The 17,614-nt window shown below is 68.9% G+C and carries 11 protein-coding genes; 7 read left to right on the top strand and 4 right to left on the bottom strand.

Features of this window, described 5'->3' with window-relative positions:
* Nucleotides 1-68 precede the first annotated feature (68 nt).
* The 4 genes from GF068_RS05635 (at nt 69) to GF068_RS05620 (ending at nt 7,279) form a co-directional block, all read left to right on the top strand.
* Nucleotides 69-2,264, top strand: a complete 2,196-nt coding sequence (locus GF068_RS05635) for a hybrid sensor histidine kinase/response regulator (RefSeq protein WP_153818197.1) — start codon at nt 69-71, stop codon at nt 2,262-2,264.
* A gap of 70 nt (nt 2,265-2,334) precedes the next feature.
* The gene (locus GF068_RS05630) at nt 2,335-3,954 is read left to right on the top strand and encodes a S8 family serine peptidase (RefSeq protein ID WP_153818196.1); all 1,620 of its coding nucleotides are present in this window, start codon (nt 2,335-2,337) and stop codon (nt 3,952-3,954) included.
* Between the two features lie 467 nt (nt 3,955-4,421).
* Entirely contained in the window at nt 4,422-6,059 is a 1,638-nt protein-coding gene (locus GF068_RS05625; RefSeq protein ID WP_153818195.1) for a S8 family serine peptidase, read from the top strand.
* A gap of 137 nt (nt 6,060-6,196) precedes the next feature.
* A complete protein-coding gene (locus GF068_RS05620; protein ID WP_240806608.1) occupies nt 6,197-7,279 on the top strand; it encodes a hypothetical protein in 1,083 nt (360 codons plus the stop codon).
* Nucleotides 7,280-7,286: 7 nt separating this feature from the next.
* Here the strand turns inward: GF068_RS05620 and GF068_RS05615 are convergent, their stop codons facing one another.
* Both GF068_RS05615 and GF068_RS05610 read right to left on the bottom strand, forming a co-directional pair.
* On the bottom strand, nt 7,287-8,615 hold the full coding sequence (locus GF068_RS05615) for a TldD/PmbA family protein (protein ID WP_240806607.1): 1,329 nt from the start codon (nt 8,613-8,615) through the stop codon (nt 7,287-7,289).
* A gap of 7 nt (nt 8,616-8,622) precedes the next feature.
* On the bottom strand, nt 8,623-10,224 hold the full coding sequence (locus tag GF068_RS05610) for a TldD/PmbA family protein (protein WP_240806606.1): 1,602 nt from the start codon (nt 10,222-10,224) through the stop codon (nt 8,623-8,625).
* A gap of 233 nt (nt 10,225-10,457) precedes the next feature.
* Between GF068_RS05610 and GF068_RS05605 the strand changes: the two genes are divergently transcribed.
* From GF068_RS05605 to GF068_RS05595, 3 genes are read left to right on the top strand one after another with little or no spacing between them, the layout of a single operon-like run.
* Nucleotides 10,458-12,800, top strand: coding sequence for a DNA polymerase II (locus GF068_RS05605; RefSeq protein WP_338046240.1), 2,343 nt, complete (start codon nt 10,458-10,460; stop codon nt 12,798-12,800).
* A gap of 46 nt (nt 12,801-12,846) precedes the next feature.
* Nucleotides 12,847-13,818 carry an aldo/keto reductase gene (locus tag GF068_RS05600; protein WP_153818194.1) on the top strand — a complete coding sequence of 324 codons (972 nt, stop codon included), beginning with the start codon at nt 12,847-12,849 and terminating at the stop codon, nt 13,816-13,818.
* 36 nt (nt 13,819-13,854) lie between these two features.
* A complete protein-coding gene (locus GF068_RS05595) occupies nt 13,855-15,948 on the top strand; it encodes a hypothetical protein (protein ID WP_153818193.1) in 2,094 nt (697 codons plus the stop codon).
* On the opposite strand, the gene GF068_RS05590 is transcribed toward GF068_RS05595, so the two are convergent.
* Complete coding sequence (locus GF068_RS05590; protein ID WP_153818192.1) at nt 15,945-16,772, bottom strand: mechanosensitive ion channel family protein; 828 nt, start codon at nt 16,770-16,772, stop codon at nt 15,945-15,947. The genes GF068_RS05595 and GF068_RS05590 overlap by 4 nt on opposite strands.
* Before the next feature lie 130 nt (nt 16,773-16,902).
* Nucleotides 16,903-17,583: an OmpA family protein gene (locus tag GF068_RS05585; protein WP_153818191.1), complete on the bottom strand. Its 681-nt coding sequence runs from the start codon at nt 17,581-17,583 to the stop codon at nt 16,903-16,905.
* Between the last annotated feature and the right edge of the window lie 31 nt (nt 17,584-17,614).

Here is a 17,614-nt window from a genome sequence, read left to right as displayed (position 1 = left end):
GCCGATTTCTCGGCGGACCCGCGCGCTTGACACCGGTCCGGAACCACGGCATCCAGCGTGCCCCTCGCATGCGCATTCGCTCGCACCTGCTGCTTCTCGCGTTTGGCGTCATCTTGCCGGTCGCGGGATTCTCCGGCTACCTGACGGCGCGGCTCGTCGAGCACGAGCAACAGACGTTCGCGCAAGGATCGATCGAGCGGCTGCGCTCGACGATGAGCGCCGTCGACGCGCAGGTGCAAGGGCAGATCACGGCGCTCCACGCGCTCGGCTCCCTGAAGGCGCTGGAGGAGGGGGACCTCGAAGCGTATCACGAGGAGGCCGTCCGTGTCCTCGGGTCCCAGCCGGCCTGGATGAACGTCGTCCTCGTGCTCCCCGACGGAGCGCTGGTCGACAACGCGGTGGCTCCGTCTGCATTGAAGAAGCAGCGGTATGTCGTGGATACCGAGGTCGCGACGCGGGCGGCGGGCACACGCGCGCCTGCGATCGGCTCGATGGTCGAGAGTCCATCCCTGCAGAAGCGAGGGGTCTACGTCGGCGTGCCTGTGATGTACGGTGAGCAGGTCCGGTACGTGTTGCTCGCGTTCATCAAGCCCGAGTTTTTCCTGACGCCGATCGAAAAGCAGCGAATCGATCCGGGCTGGGTGAGCGGGCTCGTCGATTCTCACGGGACGTTCATCGCGCGTGTCCCAGCGCTCGAGAGGGAGAAGGTGGGCCCCGCGTTCTGGGCGGCGGTGCAGCGCGCGCCCGAAGGGTGGTATCGCGGCCCGACGACGGAGGGGCGCGACTCCTATACGGCGCACATCACGTCGGGCTTCACGAAATGGAGCATCGGGCTCGGCATTCCAGCCGAGGAGGTGCTGGGGGACGCGAGGAGCACGGGCTGGGCGATGGGCGGTGGCATTCTGGGGTCCCTCGCGCTCGCGTTCCTCCTCGCGTTGTGGCTCGGCCGGAGGGTCTCCCGGCCGATCGTCGCGCTCGCCAGGGCGGCGCCGGGCATCGCGACGGGCACGGCGCTCGATCCGCGGGGCCTCGAGCGCGTCGCCGAGGTGCGGACCGTCGCGCTGGCGCTGAACGAAGCGGCGGTCGCCGTGCGCGAGCGCCAGGCCTTGCTCGAGCGCGAGAAACGAGCGCTCCAGGAGGGCGACCGCGCGAAAGACGAGTTCATCGCCATGATGAGCCACGAGCTCCGGAACCCGCTCGCCGCGCTCACGTCGGCCAGCCAGCTCCTCGATATGGTGGATCCGCAGCACCCGGCGTCGAAGCACGCGCGCGAGGTGATCAAGCGCCAGACCAAACACACGGCCCGGCTCGTCGAGGATTTGCTCGACGTCAGCCGTATCGTCATGGGCAAGGCCCACCTGCAGCCGGAGCTCATGAACCTCGCCGACGCGGCGTCTTCGGTCGTGCAGACGTGGCGCTCGTCGGGGCGATTCGAGCACCACCACGTCACGCTGCACGCCGAGCCCGTGTGGATCCGCGCCGACCGATCCCGCGTCGAGCAGATCCTCTCCAATCTGCTCGACAACGCGCTCAAGTTCAGCCCGAAGGGCTCCGAAGTGAAGGTGCGGGTCGACGGCGACGATGCGGGAGCGCGGCTCGAGGTGGCGGATCAGGGGCCGGGGCTCCCGGCGGAGATGAGGGAGCACGTCTTTGATCTCTTCGTGCAAGGGGCGCAGGGGCTCGCGCGGAAATCGGGGGGCATGGGGATCGGCCTCGCATTGGTGAAGAAGCTCGCGGAGCTCCAGGGCGGCAGCGTCGCCGCCGCGAGCCCCGGAGACGATCGGGGCGCCGTGTTCACCGTGCGTTTCCCCTCCGTGCCGGCGCCCGCGACGGCGGTCGTTTCGACCCGAGCTCCCAAGGTCATCACGCCGAGGCGCATTCTGCTGATCGACGACAACGACGACCTGCGGAGGACGCTCGCCGCGTCGCTGTCGCTCCAGGGGCACGAGGTGCGCGAAGCCGCGGATGGAAGGGCCGGCCTCGAGCTCGCCGGCGGCGCGGCGCTCGACGTCGCGATCGTGGACCTGGGTTTGCCGGAGATCGACGGATACGAGGTGGCGAGGCGGCTCCGGGCGCAGGGGTCGACGTCGCGTATCGGCCTCGTGGCGCTCACCGGATATGGCCAGCTCGAGGACAAACGCAAGGCGATCGAGGCGGGGTTCGACGAGCACCTGACGAAGCCCGTCGACCCGGACGCTCTCGAAGAGGCCATTGCATTTGCAGCCTCACGCGACCGAGCGGAGCAGGCGCCCGCGCGAAAATAGCCTTGCGATGTGCCGTGGGTCGGGTCACGTTCGGCGACTGCACTCGACGCACTTTTCGGGGGGAACAGATATGACGTCAAAGCTTCGTCGTCCGCTCACGCTCGTCTTCGCTTCGTTCGGCCTCGTCGCTTGCGCCATCGGCGCGGACGAACACGCGGAGGACGTGGGCGCGGCGCCGGCGGCCATCTCCGAGGACGGCCGGTACATCGTCAAATTCAAGGATTGGTCCAGGCGTGGTCAGGTGATCGCGGGCGCAGGCGGCAAGGTCGCGCGGGAGCTGCCCGCGCATGCGGCGAGCGCCGTGTACCTCCCGGACGTGGCGGCCGAGGCCCTTTCGAAGAACCCGCACGTCGAATACGTCGAGGTCGATCCGCGCCGCGAGCTCCAGGCCGAGGTCACGCCTTATGGCATTGCCATGGTGCAGGCGGACGATGACGCCTTCGCCTCGCTCGTGTCCGATAGGATCAAGGTCTGCATCATCGACTCGGGGTTTCATACCGGCCACGAGGATCTGCAGGGCCTCCCCGTCACGGGCGAGCCGGGCACCTCGTGGAGCACGGATGGCTGCGGCCACGGCACGCACGTCGCCGGCACGATCGCCGCGGTGAACAACGAGCTGGGCGTCGTCGGCGTCGCGCCGAACAACGTCTCGTTGCACATCGTGAAGGTCTTCGGCGACGGTTGCTCCTGGACGTACGCCTCCGACCTCGTCGCCGCGCTGAACGAATGCCGGGAGGCGGGCGCTCGGGTCGTCAACATGAGCCTCGGCGGCAGCTTCTCCAGCAAGACCGAGCAGGCCGCGTTCGACGAGGCCGACGCGGACGGTGTCCTCAGCGTCGCCGCCGCGGGCAACGGCGGCAACAAGCAGACCTCGTATCCGGCCGGTTATGCCTCCGTGATGTCCGTGGCGGCCATCGACGCGAACAAGGTCAAGGCGGCATTCTCGCAATCCAATGCCGACGTCGAGATCAGCGCGCCGGGCGTGAACGTCCTCTCCACCGTGCCGTGGAGCTCGTCGACGGTCACGGTCGGATCGGATACGTACATGGGCACGCTCATCGAGGGCGCGGCGGAGGCATCGGTCACGGGCGCGCTCGTCGACGGCGGGTTGTGCGACTCGGTCGGCGCGTGGGCAGGCAAGCTCGTGCTCTGCCAGCGCGGCGTGATCAGCTTCGCCGACAAGGTCGACAACGTGACGGAAGGCGGCGGCGCGGGCGCGGTCATTCACAACAACGTCTCCGGCGGCTTCGCGGGCACGCTCAACGGCACGAGCTCGATCCCGGCCATTGGAATCAGCATGGAGGACGGCCAGGCCCTGCTCCCGGGCTCGATCGGAAAGAGCGCCACGCTGAATACCATCCTGGCGAAGCCGGGCTCGGGTTACGAGGCGTGGGATGGCACCTCGATGGCGACGCCGCACGTCGCGGCGGTCGCGGCGCTCCTCTGGAGCCATGACGCTGCGTGGACGAACAAGGACATCCGCAATGCGATCACCTCGACGGCCGAGGACCTCGGCGCGGCCGGCCGTGACACGAGCTACGGCTTCGGCCTCGTTCGAGCGAGGGCCGCGCTCGATTTCTTGCTCGGCGGCGGGCCCACCTGCGGCGCGGCCGGCGCGAGCTGCTCGGCAGGCTCGGATTGTTGCTCGGGAAGCTGCGGCAAGGTGAAGGGCAAGTGGGTTTGCAAGTGACCCTCTGATCCCCAATCCATGGGGGCTCCGACACGCTCGGAGCCCCGCTCCTCCTCCCGCCTCCTCCCGCGCACCCTCGTGGCAGACGATTGCTGGTCACAGGAATGACCGGGCGTGCATGCGCACGAGAACTGGTCAATGCGCGGACCAGGTGCGCGCATACCAAAATTTCGAAATGGTACCTCTTGCAATGCTGCCCGAAGCAGAATAGAGTTCATGTTCACGCGGGCGGCTCCGGTTCCCGAAGGGGTCTTCGTCGGATCTGCGTCACAGCCCACCTTGGTGAGCCCTCGCGCGTGGACCCAACCACGGCGTGACGCGTCAATACAGAGTGTCGAGGTGCGATTCGCACCGCGCGGTGCACGGACGTCCGCGCGGGCGGCGCTCTTCGATGTCGCTCGCCGTGTCGTTCATCGCTTTTTGTGATGGGCGACGTCGATGCGCTTCATCTCCCGGAAGGAACCGACATGACGCACACGATTCGTTATTCGCTCGCGCTCGTTTTTGCTTCGCTGGGCCTCGCTGCTTGCGCCGTCGGCGCGGACGAGGGGGTGGAGGACGTGGGTTCGGCGCCGGCCGCCATCTCGGCGGAGGGCCGTTACATCATCAAGTTCAAGGACTATTCGAAGCGCGGCCAGGCCATCTCGGCGGCGAGCGGCAAGGTCGCGCGGGAGCTGCCGGAGCAGGCGGCGACGGCGGTGTATCTGCCGGACTCGGCCGTGCAGGCCATGGCGAACAATCCGAACGTCGAGTACATCGAGGTCGATCAGCGCCGCGAGCTCTACGGCCAGACGATGCCGTACGGCATTTCGATGGTGCAGGCGACCGATCCCGCCTTCTCGAACGCGGGCGGCAGCACGAAGGTCTGCATCATCGACTCGGGCTTTTATGCTGGCCACGCCGATCTCCAGGGCCTTTCGGTCACGGGCGAGAGCGGCACGTCGTGGAACACGGATAGCTGCGGCCACGGCACGCACGTCGCCGGCACGATCGCCGCCGTGAACAACTCGCTGGGCGTCGTCGGCGTCGCGCCGGACAATGTCTCTTTGCACATCGTGAAGGTCTTCGACGGCGCCGACTGCGCCTGGTCGTACTCCTCCGATCTCGTCGGGGCGCTGAACGAGTGCCGCAGCGCGGGCGCCAGGGTCGTGAGCATGAGCCTCGGCGGCAGCTTCTCCAGCACGACGGAGAAGAACGCGTTCGACAGCGCCAACGCCGCGGGCGTGCTCAACATCGCGGCCGCGGGCAACGGCGGCAACAACAGGACCTCGTATCCGGCCGGTTATGCCTCCGTCATGTCGGTGGCGGCGGTCGATTCGGCGAAGGCCAAGGCGGACTTCTCGCAATACAACGCCGACGTCGAGATCGCGGCGCCGGGCGTGCAGGTCCTCTCCACGGTGCCGTGGTCGACGCCGAGCCTCACGGTGGGCTCGAGCGCGTACGCGGGTTCGATCATCGACGGCGCGGCGGCGAAGTCCGTCTCCGGCGCGCTCGTCGACGGCGGCCTGTGCGACTCGGTCGGCTCGTGGGCGGGCAAGATCGTACTGTGCCAGCGCGGCGTGGTCAGCTTCGCCGACAAGGTCAACAACGCGCAGGCTGGCGGCGCCGCGGGCGCGATCATTTACAACAACGTCTCCGGCGGCTTCGCGGGCACGCTCAACGGCACGAGCGCGATCCCGGCCATCGGCATCAGCATGGAGGACGGCCAGGTCCTCGTCGCGGGCTCGCTCGGCACGAGCGCCACGCTGAATACGATCCAGACGATCCCGGGCACCGGCTACGAGGCTTGGGACGGCACGTCGATGGCGACGCCGCACGTCTCGGCGGTCGCGGCGCTCATCTGGAGCCAGAAGCCCGAGGCGACGAACAGCGACGTCCGGAATGCGCTCACCTCGACGGCGGAGGATCTCGGCGCGGCGGGCCGCGACGTGAACTTCGGTTATGGCCTCGTGCGCGCGAAGAACTCGCTCGACGCGCTCCTCAGCGGCAGCAGCGGCGGCGGCGGCGGGCCCACCTGCAGCGCGGCCGGTGCGAGCTGCTCGGATGGCTCGACCTGCTGCTCGGGCGTCTGCAGCGGCAAGGGCAAGAACAAGACCTGCCAGTGATCCCCTGATCGAGCGGGGATCCGGCAGGCCCGGATCCCCGCGTGGTCTCTTCCATTCCCCCGCCTCCGCATCATTTCACAATCCCACACCGAATTTGCATTTACTCAGGACAAACGTATCGTATATAAAGTCCGTACATGACTTTCGCGATTTCACGTCGGGCCATTCCCTGGTCGCTCGTTGGTTCGCTCTCCGTGTCCGCATTCTCGCTCGCCTCGGCTTGCTCCGGGACCGACGCGCAGCCTATACCCGGAGACACGTGCACGCCGGACCTCGCATCCATTCAGGAGACGGTCTTCGCGCGTGCTTGCTCCCAGGCGGGGTGTCACGCGTCCGTCGAGCCCGCGGTGTTCCTCGACCTCGCGTCGCCGGGGCTCGAAAAAAGGCTCGTCGGGGCGCCGTCGGCGACGTGCGAAAACAAGGTCCTCGTGGCGCCGGGGGATCCCGTAGGATCGTTCCTGGTCGAGAAGGTCAAGCAGGCCACGCCGAGCTGCGGTGTCCGGATGCCGCTCACGGGCGGCCTCTCGGCCGAAGAAATCGCATGCATCGAGTCCTGGATCGCAGGGCTCCCGGAGGGCGGCGGCGGCGGCGGCGGGACGGGCGGGGCGGGCGGCGGGACCGACGCTGGGAGCGACGCGCCGACCTGCGAGACGTGCGGCGGCGCGAGTTGCGTCGACCTCGCCGCGGATGTCTCGAACTGCGGGGCCTGCGGCAATGTCTGCGGCACCGGCGAGGTCTGCAATGCGGGCGCGTGCGCCGCCACGTGCGGGATGCTCGAAGCGTGCGGGGGAGGCTGCGTCGATACACAGACGGACCCGGCGAACTGCGGCGCTTGTGGGAACACGTGCGCGGCCGGGCAAACGTGCGCGGGCGGGGCCTGCACCTGCGCCAGCGGCAGCGTCTCGTTCGCCGCCGATGTGCAGCCGATCTTCACCACGAGCTGCGCGTCCGCCGGTTGCCACAAGGGGGCAAACGCGCAGGAGGACCTCGATCTGAGCGCCGGCAACGCGTACGCCGCGCTCGTCGATGTGCCCGCGTCGCAATGCAACGACGGCCGCAAGCGCGTCCTGCCCGGCGATCCCGCGCAGAGCTACCTGATTGACAAGATGATGAACGTCGACATCTGCTCGGGCACGAAGATGCCCAAGCTCGGGTTGTTGCCTTCGGCGCAGATCAGCACGGTGGCAAACTGGATCTGCGCCGGGGCGCCGAACAACTGAAGAGCGCTCAGGTCCCCGCGACCTGCATGCCGTCGAAGGCGAGCGTCGGCGTGCGGCTCGGGGAATGGACGAAGGGATCGTTGCCGACCGCCACGAGGCGCTTCCACACGTCTTGGTGGCGGCCGGACACGTTCATCTCGGCGATCGGCTCGGCGAGCTTGCCCCCGCGGATGGCGAAGCCCTGCACGCCCAGCGAGAAATCGCCCGTCGTGTCGTTCGAGTTTCCGCCGAGGAACGAGGTGACGAAGATGCCCTCCTTCACGTCGACGAGCAGCGCGGCCTGCGTCTTTGCGCCGAGCTTCCAGGCGATGTTCGACGAGCTGCCCGTCGTCGGCGCCATGCCGAGCTTCTTGCCGTAATACGTGTCGATGTAATGGTTCCGGAGCACGCCCTTCTCGAAGATGGGCAGCCGCCGCGCGGCCAGGCCCTCGTTGTCGAAGGGCCGCGTACCGAGCCCCTTCGGCAGGAGCGGATCGTCCGCGAAATCCAGTTTGTCGCTGCCGAACGGCTTGCCCACGAGCCCTTCGAGGTACGAGCGCTTCTGCTGCAGCGCCGACCCGCCGAGCGGGCGGAGCACGTAGCTCATGAAGCGGCCCGCGGCGCGGTTGTCGAGCAGCACCGGCATCACGGCCGACGGGATCTTCTTCGCGCCCCGCCGCGCGAGCGCGCGCTCGGTCGCGCGGCGCCCCAGGGTGGCCGGGTCGGGCAGGTCCGCGTACATCCGGACCCACGCATAATCGCCCTCCTCCGGGCGGCGCCCGTCGTCGTCCTTGATGCTCACGTCGGTGTACATCGAAAACGCCGTGGACACGAAGCTGCCTTCGAGCCCATTCGAATGCACCTGCGTCGTCTCGGTCCACGCGTGGCTGCCGTTCGAGCTGACGCTCAGGATCACCTCGCTCCCCTTCACGGAGCGCGCGGCCTCCTCCATGGTCTGCGCCATGCGGCGCAGATCGAGCGCGGTGACGCTCTCGATGCGCGGATCGGCGATCGACAGGCCCTCCGGCGTCGCGCTCGTGTAGAGCGCGGGATCCGGCAGGGTCCGGTGCGGGTCCTTCGCCAGCGTGCGCGTGAGCCCGATGGCGTTGTCGAGGAACGACGTGATCCCCTCGGGGCGCAGATCACTCGTCTGGCAGACGGAGAACCTCCCGTCGACGAAGAGCCGGACCTCGAGCGCGCGGCTCGTGGCCTCCGTGATCTTCTCGAGCTTGCCGTCGCGCCACGTGACGTCGACCTCGCGCTTGACCTTCGCGACCGCCCCGACCTCGGCCGCGCCCTTCTGTTTGGCCAGAGAAACGGTGTTCCTGGCGATCTCCAGCATGGCTCCGTTCGTCATGACGCCCTCAGCCCTTCGCCTTCGCCTTCGCCGCGGGGCTTCCCCCCTGACCCCCCACCGTGATCGACGAGACGCGCACCGTCGGAATGCCCTGCGAGACGGGCACGCTCTGCACGTCCTTGCCGCAGGTCCAGCCGCCCTCGTCGATGACGAGGTCCTTGCCCACCATGTCGATCCGCTCGAGCACCCGGGGGCCGTTGCCGATGATGTTCACGTCCTTGATCGGCCGGCCGAGCTTGCCGTCCTCGATGAGGAAACCGTTCTTCACGAAAAACGTGAAATCCCCGGCGCCGATGTTGACCTGGCCGTTCGAGAAGCTCTGGCAGTAGATGCCCCGCTTGACCGAGGCCACGATCTCGTCGTGCTCGTGCGGCCCGGGCAACATGTACGTCGCCCGCATGCGGGGCATCGGCGGGTGCTGGTAGCTCTGCCGCCGGCCATTGCCCGTCGGCTTCAGGCCGTAGTGCTTCGCCGAGATCGAGTCGTGCATGTACGTCGCGAGCACGCCCCTGTCGACGAGCGTCGTCGTGCCCGCCGGGTTGCCCTCGTCGTCGACGTTGATCGCCCCGCGCGCGAAGGGCTGCGCCGCGTCGTCGACGATGTTCACGAAGGGCTGCGCGATGGGCTTGCCGATCTTGTCCGCGTAGATCGACGTCCCCTTGCGATTGAAATCGGCCTCCATGCCGTGGCCGATCGCCTCGTGGAGCAGGATGCCCGACGAGCCGGCCGCGAGCACCACGGGCATCTCGCCCGCGGGCGCCGGCACCGCGTCGAAGAGCACGGTCGTCCGCGAGACCGCCTCGCGCACCACGCGGCCGATGGTCTCCGGCGAATAAAAATCGATCCCCCGCCGGCCCGCCACGTTGTAGCCGTTCGTCTCCTTGCGGCCGCCCTGCTCGGCGACACACGAGACGTAGAGGGACGTCATCGGCTGGAAATCCTCGACGAGCCGGCCCTGGCTGTCGGCGATGAGGATCACGCCCGCCTCGTCCATGAACGAGACGTTCACCTTCTTGATGCGGCCATCCATCTTGAAGATCGCCGCGTTCACGCCGTCGAGGATCGGCAGCTTCTGCTCGGGTTTGACGCCGTCCCAGGGCACGTCGATCGCGTACCTCTGCGGCAGCGCCGCCCCGACCGCGAGCGCCGTCGGCACGGGCCGCGCGGGCCCGTCCGCGACCGCCGCCGCCGTCTGCGCCGCGCGCTTGATCGACTCACGCGTGAGCTCCTCCGTGTACGCGTAACCCGTCTGATCCCCGCGCACCACGCGCACGCCCACGCCGAGCTCCACGCGGGTATACGCGCGATTCACCTCGCCGTCCTCGAGCTGCAATGCATTGAGCACGCGGTGCTGGAAGAAGAGGTCCGCGTGATCGGCGCCGCGCGAGAGCGCCACCCCGAGCGCGTCCCGGATCATCCCCTCGTCCACGCCGAACCGGCTGAAATACGAGACCCGCGGCGCGTCCGCCGAGGGGACGACCGCGGCCGTGGTGGGCTTCTCCAGCGCCTGCCCCGCGCAGCCGAGCAAAAACCCGCTCGCCGAGGCCAGAGCGACGCTCGACGCCCCCATCTCGATGAATTGCCTCCGGTTCATGCGATGATCGCCCATCGTCCGAGCTCCAGGTGAAAGTACGGTCACGACGATACACGCCTGTCCACAGGCGGGCACGCGAATTCAACCATCGAGCCTGGTTTCGACGCTCCGTCCAGGTGGTTCGTCCGGGAACCTCGGCCCTGAAAAGCCATGTCGCAGTGCGGCACGGCCTGCTGCTTGCAACCAATGCCTCGCCGTGGTCTAGAGCGTCGAACCGTTCGAGAGGTAGACGCTCCGGGACGACACGTGTGAACGCCGAGCGCGGATTCATCCTGACCCCGACCTACCGGATCCACGAGGATCGGACCGAGGTGCACCTGTACGCGGTCCTCGCGTGCGGCGAGCCCGCGCTGCTCGTGCACGATCAGGATCGGCCGTACCTGTTCGTCCGCGCGCGTGATGAAGCCGTGGCGCGCCGCGTCGTGGGCGAGCGCCTCTCGGAGACGTCCCTCGTCTCGTTCGCGGGAGAGCCCGTCTTGCGCATCGAGGCCCCGAACCCCGAGCGCCTCGCCGCGTCGCGCTCATCCCTCGTCGCGAGTGGCGTGATCCCGCTCGAGTCGGACGTACGTTTCGTGCAACGTTTCCTCATCGATCACGGCGTCCGCGGCTCCTTCTCGGTCGAGGGCCCCTTCGAGCGCCGCCGCGGCGTCGGTCGCGTCTACCGGAATCCGCGCCTCTCGCCGGCCTCGTTCGTGCCGCGCCTCTCGCTCCTCTCGTTCGACATCGAGACGAGCCTCGACGGCGCGCGCCTCTTCTCCATCGCCTCCGCCGGCAAGGGCGGCGAGCGTGTCTTCTTGATACGAGGTGGCCCCGCGGAGGAACTCCCGCCTCACGTCGAGGTTTTTTCCGACGAACGCTCCCTCCTCGCCGCCTTCTTCGAGCACGTGCAGAGGGCCGATCCCGACGTCCTCACCGGCTGGAGCCTGCCAGATTTCGACCTCCCCCAGCTCGTCGCGTTCGCCCGCCGCGCGCGCCTCTCGTGCTCGCTCGGCCGCGCCGCGGGCAACCCCACGATCCGCCGGGATCCTGGCTTCACCCGCGAGGCGCGCGCGTTCGTCCCTGGCCGCGCCGTGCTCGACGGGCTCGCGCTCGTGCGTGGCGCGTTCGTGCGGCTCGACGACTATCGCCTCGAGACCGCGGCCCGCACGATCCTCGGCCGCGGAAAGCTGTTTGGCCCGGACGATCGTGGCCACTCCATCGAGTCCGCCTTCCGCGACGCCCCCGCCTCCCTCGCCGCGTACAACCTCGAAGACGCCCGGCTCGTCCTGGAGATCGTGCAGAAGCTCGGCCTCGTCGAGCTCGCCGTCGAGCGCAGCCTGCTCACGGGCATGCCGCCCGATAGGGTCGGCTCGCAGATCGCCGCCGTCGACTCGCTCTACCTCGGCGAGCTCCGGAGCCGCGGCCGTGTCGCGCCTTCGGTCGCCCGCGATGACGATGGCGACGGGGCCCCGCTCGCCGGCGGCCTCGTCCTCGAAGGAAAACCCGGGTTTTTTCGGAACGTCATCGTCGTCGATTTCAAGTCCCTCTACCCGAGCCTCATCCGCACCTTCAACATCGACCCCTTGACCTTCGCCGGCGAGGGAAAAACCGACGACCCGAGTGTCCTCCACGTCCCCGGCGGCGCCACGTTCCGCAGGGACGAGCGGGGCGTCTTGCCCGATCTCGTCGCGCGGCTCGGCGAGCAGCGGACGCAGGCCCGGCGCGAGGGGGACGAGCGGCGCGCGCAGGCGATCAAGATCCTCATGAACTCGCTCTACGGCGTCCTCGGCTCCCCGGCCTCGCGCCTCTTCTCCCCGCCCGTTGCGAGCGCGATCCCGCTCGCGGGGCAATGGGTCATCCGCGTCGCGGCCCGCGCCGCCGCCTCGCTCCCCGGACATCGTGTGCTCTACGGCGACACCGACTCGCTCTTCGTCGACGCGGGCGAGCCGGATCCCGAAAAAGCCGCGGCCTACGCGCTCGTGCTCCGCGAGCACATCGCCGGGGAGGTCGATCGCGCCATCGCGGCCACCTTCTCCGTCGAGAGCTTCCTCGATCTCGCGTTCGCCAAGATGTACACGCGGTTCTTCCTGCCCGAGATGCGCGGCCGCGCCGAGGGCAGCAAGAAACGATACGCGGGGCTCGTGTACCACCCGAGCGGCGACGGCGAGGTCGAGATCGTGGGCCTCGAGGCCGTCCGGCGCGACACGAGCGCCATCGCGCGGAGGTTCCAGCGCGAGCTCCTCGACCGTGTCTTTCACGATCGCCCGGTCGAGCCGTTTGTCCTCGCGTTCGTCGAGGAGCTACGGGCGGGCCGCTTCGACGCCGAGCTCGTTTACCGCAAGGCGTTACGCAAGCCGCTCGACGCGTACACGAAGACCACGCCGCCGCACGTCAAGGCCGCGCGTAGGCTCGGCGCGGACGCGGGCCGCGTGGTCGTGTACGTGGTCACGAAAAACGGCCCCGAGCCCATCTCGGCGCGTTCGTCCCCGCTGGACCACGAGCATTACGTCGAGCATCAGATCAAGCCGATCGCCGACGCGGTGCTGCGCCTCTCGGGCGGCCGCGATTTCGACGACATCACGGGCGCGCGGCGCCAGCTCTCGCTCTTCTGAAGGCCCTGCGTGACAGCCCCTCGCGCGGGCGGTATCTTGCCGCGCCATGCAATACGCGCGACTCGGCCGCACGGCCCTCAAGGTCAGCCGACTCTGTCTCGGCACGATGAACTTCGGCCCTCATACGAGCGAAGAGGACTCGTTCCGCATCATGGATCGCGCCCACGAGCTCGGGATCAACTTCTTCGACACGGCCAACGTGTACGGCTGGAAAAAAGGCGAGGGCTGGACGGAGCAGATCCTCGGCCGCTTTTTCGCCCAGGGAGGCGGGCGCCGCGACAGGACCGTGATCGCGACGAAGGTCTACGGCGGCATGGGCGACTGGCCGAATACGTCGCGCCTCTCGGCGCTGCACATCCGGCAGGCGTGCGAGGCGTCGCTCCGGCGGATGCAGACCGATCACATCGACCTCTTCCAGATGCACCACGTCGATCGTGACGCGCCCTGGGACGAGATCTGGCAAGCGATGGAGGTCCTCGTCCAGCAGGGCAAGGTGATCTACGTGGGCTCGTCGAACTTCGCGGGCTGGCACATCGCCCAGGCGAACGAGGCGGCCAGGTCGCGCCACTTCCTCGGCCTCGTCTCCGAGCAGAGCCTCTACAACCTGATCGACCGCACGATCGAGCTCGAGGTGATCCCCGCCTGCCAGCACTACGGGCTCGGCCTCATCCCGTGGAGCCCGCTCAAGGGCGGCATCCTCGGCGGCGCCCTCAAGAAAGAAAAAGAAGGCCGCCTCGCCACCGAATTCGCGCAGAAGAACCTCGCCAAATACCGGGACAAACTCCAGCGCTTCGAGGCGCTGGCCGAGGAGCTCGGCAAGTCCGCCGCCGACGTCGGGCTCGCCTGGTTGCTCGCGCAGCCCGCCGTGACGGCGCCGATCATCGGGCCTCGTACGATCGAGCAGCTCGACGGCACGGCCGCCGCGCTCGACCTCACGCTCGACGAGGCGACCTTGAAGCGGCTCGACGAGATCTTCCCCGGCCCCGGCGGCGCGGCGCCCGAAGCGTATGCGTGGTGAGGCCGCGGCGGAGCCGGGATCGAGTACGCTCGCCTCGTGAAGCTCCGCCGAGCGTTGTCCTTCCTCCTGTTCGTCCTCGCGCTCGTCTTGTGGCCAGAGCGCGCCTCCGCGCATCCGTACAAACTGCCCGGCGGGCGCGAGAAGGACGTGCTCGCGCTCTTCGCGCCCTTCACCCTCGGCAAGGAGGTCGCCGCGGGTTTTTCCCTCTGGAACGTCTCCATCGAGCCCCAGCGGATCCTCGTCGGCCTGCGCGAGCCGAAGGGCCGCGAGGTGAAGTTCTCCCTCGTCCACCCGGAAGACGACGCCGCGCGCCCCGACGCGCCGCGATCGTCGAGCTTCGTCGTCCTGCAGGAGCGCTCTGGTGATCCCGCGGCCGAGAAGGCGATCACGACGCTCGCCGAGGCCCTCGCGCGAAACGATCACGGCGGCCTGTGGATCGAGCCGCCGCGCCCGAAGCCTCCTTCGATCGTGCCCGGCGTCCCGGCCAGCACGCCACGCGCCGCGGCCTTCGCCTCGGGGCAGTGGGGCGATCTCGACGGCATCGTCACGCTCCTCGCGTTCGTCGTGCTCGCCACCGTCCTCGCGGCGCGGCTGACGCGCGGCGAGCCTGCCTGGATCCGCGGCGCCCTCGCCGCGATCGTCCTCGCCGGCGTGGCCAGCCGCCTCCTGCTCTCGCCCGTCTCGTTCCTCGGCGCCTGGCCCTGGACGCGCCTCTGGCCGAACGTACGCGCTGTCGCCGACGGCCCCGTGCTCGAGGTGATCGCCGCGCGCGCCGGCGGCCCGTTTTACCTGACCGACGTCATCACGTGGACGAACTTCGGTTATGCCGCCGCGATGCCGCTCGTGCTCTTCGGGCACGCGACCTACCTCCTGCGGGATCCTCGCGCCGGCCTCTTCGCCGCCTTCGCCGTCGCGCTCTTGCCGCAACACATCCGCTTCTCGCGCTGCGAGGACGCGTTCATCCCCTCGCTCGTCATCACCTCGCTCTCGTTCGCGCTCATCCACGCGTGGCTGCGTGATCCCTCGCGTGTCTTCCGCCTCGTCGCGATCGCCTGCTTGCCGGCCGCGCTTTACACGGGCTACCTGCTCCGGCCGCTCAACATCCTGTTCATCGTCGTCTACATGGCCGCCGTCGCCTCGCTGCACCCGGAGACGGCGCCGCGTGTTCGTCGCGTGGTTGGCCTCGTCGTCGTTGGTGGAATGGGCCTGCTCGTGTTTCCGGTCTTCGTCTCGACGAACGAGGCGGCCGTGCAGACGGCCCTCTTCTCGCCGCGCTGGCTCTTCGATACCGGTCGCGCGTTCCTGGTGCCGAACCTCTTCGTGCTCACGGATCCCTCCATCACGCCGCCCGTCCTCGTGGTGCTCGCCGTCGCGGGCGCGATCCTCGGATATCGCGCGGGCGAGCGCAGGCTCGTCTCGTTCCTCGTCGGCTGGATCGTGATCTTCACGGTCGCGCACGCCTTCGTCATGGAGGAGACGATGCGCCCGCGGTATCACCTCCACCTCGTCGTCCCCTTCCTGCTGCTCGGCGCGATCGTGGTGCCGTGGCTCTGGGAGCGGCGCCGCGCCGGGGTCTTCGTCGCTTGCGGCGCGCTGCTCGTGGCGCCGTGGATGCATCGCGGCTGGATCGAGGACGTCGGGTACACCGAGATGCGGGAGCACGCGTTCGTGCAGAAGGCCCGCGAGATCGTCCCCGAGGGCTGCACCGTGGTCGAGTACGTCGGCGCGGACGCGCAGGCCAAAGAGCTCCGCTTCGCCCGCATGGGCGCGCGCGCGGGCGGGCGGGATCACGAAAAGGATCGTTATCGTGTCGTCCCCGCGTTTGCCCCGGGGCTGAGCCCCGAGGTGAAGGTCGAGCGCTCGATCGACGATCTCCTGCGCGACCCTCCCGCGTGCCTCTACCTGTACGAGGGGCTGCCCTGCTGGTCCGGAAAAGCGCCGGACGAGGCGTATGCGGGGACGTGCAGCGAGCTCCGCCGATCGTTTGGCGCGGACGTCGTGATGGAGATGGAGGTGCCGCTCGTGATCTACGACCGGCAGAACCTGCCGCCCGGTCGAACGGACGGGCCGAACGTCAGGTTCTTGTTGTCGCGGGCGCGGCTCGGGCAGGGGCGGGGGAGCGGGGATTAAGCGGCGGCGCGCTTCTGCTCGGTGATGAGCACCGGGTTCGCCGGGGCGGGGAAGCCGAGCTTGCCGATCTCGTCGTTGATCACCTGGTTCGTCGCGAAATACACCGCCCAGTAATGCTCGGTGTGGCAATAAGGCCGCACGGCGAGCACGGGGCCGGCGAGGGTGAAGGTCAGCACCTCGACGTCCGGCGCCGGGGTCTTCGCGACGTTCGGGATCGCCTTGAGCTTCTCCTTCAGCACCGCGATCACCTTGTGCACGTCGGCCTGGCCCGAGAGCTGCGCGACGAGCTCCACGCGGCGGTAGGGGTTCTCCGAGAAGTTCTTGATCGTGTCGCTGAAGATCTTGCCGTTGCCCACGAAGGTCCGGACGTTGTCGGGCGTGTCGATGGCCGTGACGAAGAGGCCGATGGCCTGCACCGTGCCCTCGATGCCGCCCGCGATCACGTAATCGCCGACCTTGAAGGGCCGCAGCACGATCATGAAGACGCCCGAGGCGAGGTTCGAGAGCAGGCCCGACCAGGCGACGCCGATCGCCACGCCCGCCGCGGCGAGCAGGCCGGCGAACGTCGTCGTCTCGATGCCGAAGACGCTCAGCACCGAGAGGAGGAGCAGGATGTTCAGGAGGACGCCGGCCACCGAGCCGAGATACTTGCTGACGGTGTCGTCGATCTTCCGCGTCCGCAGGCTCCGGTCGAGGATCCCGAGCACGGCGCGGATCACGATCCGGCCGATGATCCAGAGGACGAGCGCCCCGAGGATCTTGAGCCCCACGCTCATGCCGAGCTGCACGGCCAGGTCGATGTATTTTTGAATCGTCTCGTTCATGGCGCCGGGCCCGAGCAAGCCTTATGCCCGGAACGCGGAGCTCCCAACCCCACGATTCCATGACGCGACGGGCCCCGGACCGAGGGGGCGAGGCATCACCCTTTTGCCAGCAGGTGAGGCCCGTTGTCCTCTACCGGCAGGGATCCCCCGCGATACGGCCCCCGCCGTCGACCGGCATGCCCCCGACGGGCCGGCCCCGGAGCGCGGCGACGACGAACTCCATGCGGCGGTTTTGCTTGCGCCCCTCCTCGGTCCGGTTGTCGGCGACGGGCTTCGTCTCGCCGAACCCCACGGGCAAGAGGCGCCTGCAATCGACGCCACGCGCGACGAGGGCCCGCGCGAAGGAGAACGCGCGCTGGCCCGAGAGCGCGAGGTTCGCCGCCCCGCTCCCCCGGTTGTCGGAGTGCCCCTCGACGCGCAGGAGCGTGATGTCGGGTTTGGCCTGGAGAAACGCGGTCACGTAATCGACGGCCGGGCCGCTCGAAGGCGCGAGGGTCTCCTTGGCGAGCTCGAACTCGATGGGCTCCTTGACGACGAGCCGGCCGCCGTCGAGCACGAACGCGCCCGGGCCCGGGTTCGTCGGCCCTGCGAGCCACGGCGAAGGCGTCGCGGGAGGTGATTCCGGCGCGGGCGCGGGCTCGGGCGCGGGCGGCTCCTCCGCGGCGACCTCCGCGGGCGCGGGCGGCGGCGGGGGCTCCCCCGCGACCTCCACGGAGATCGGCGCGGGTTCGGGGGGCGGCGGCGCGGAGGCGCCGCAGGCCGAGGCGAGCGCGGCGACGAGGGGCAGGACGAACGAACGAGGCGAATACACGAATCGAACGATGCGCCTCGGAGGGCCGGCG

Source organism: Polyangium spumosum, assembly GCF_009649845.1.
Lineage (GTDB): Bacteria > Myxococcota_A > Polyangia > Polyangiales > Polyangiaceae > Polyangium > Polyangium spumosum.
Note: the sequence above shows the minus strand (reverse complement) of the source record. Positions and strands in the feature narration are given on the sequence as shown.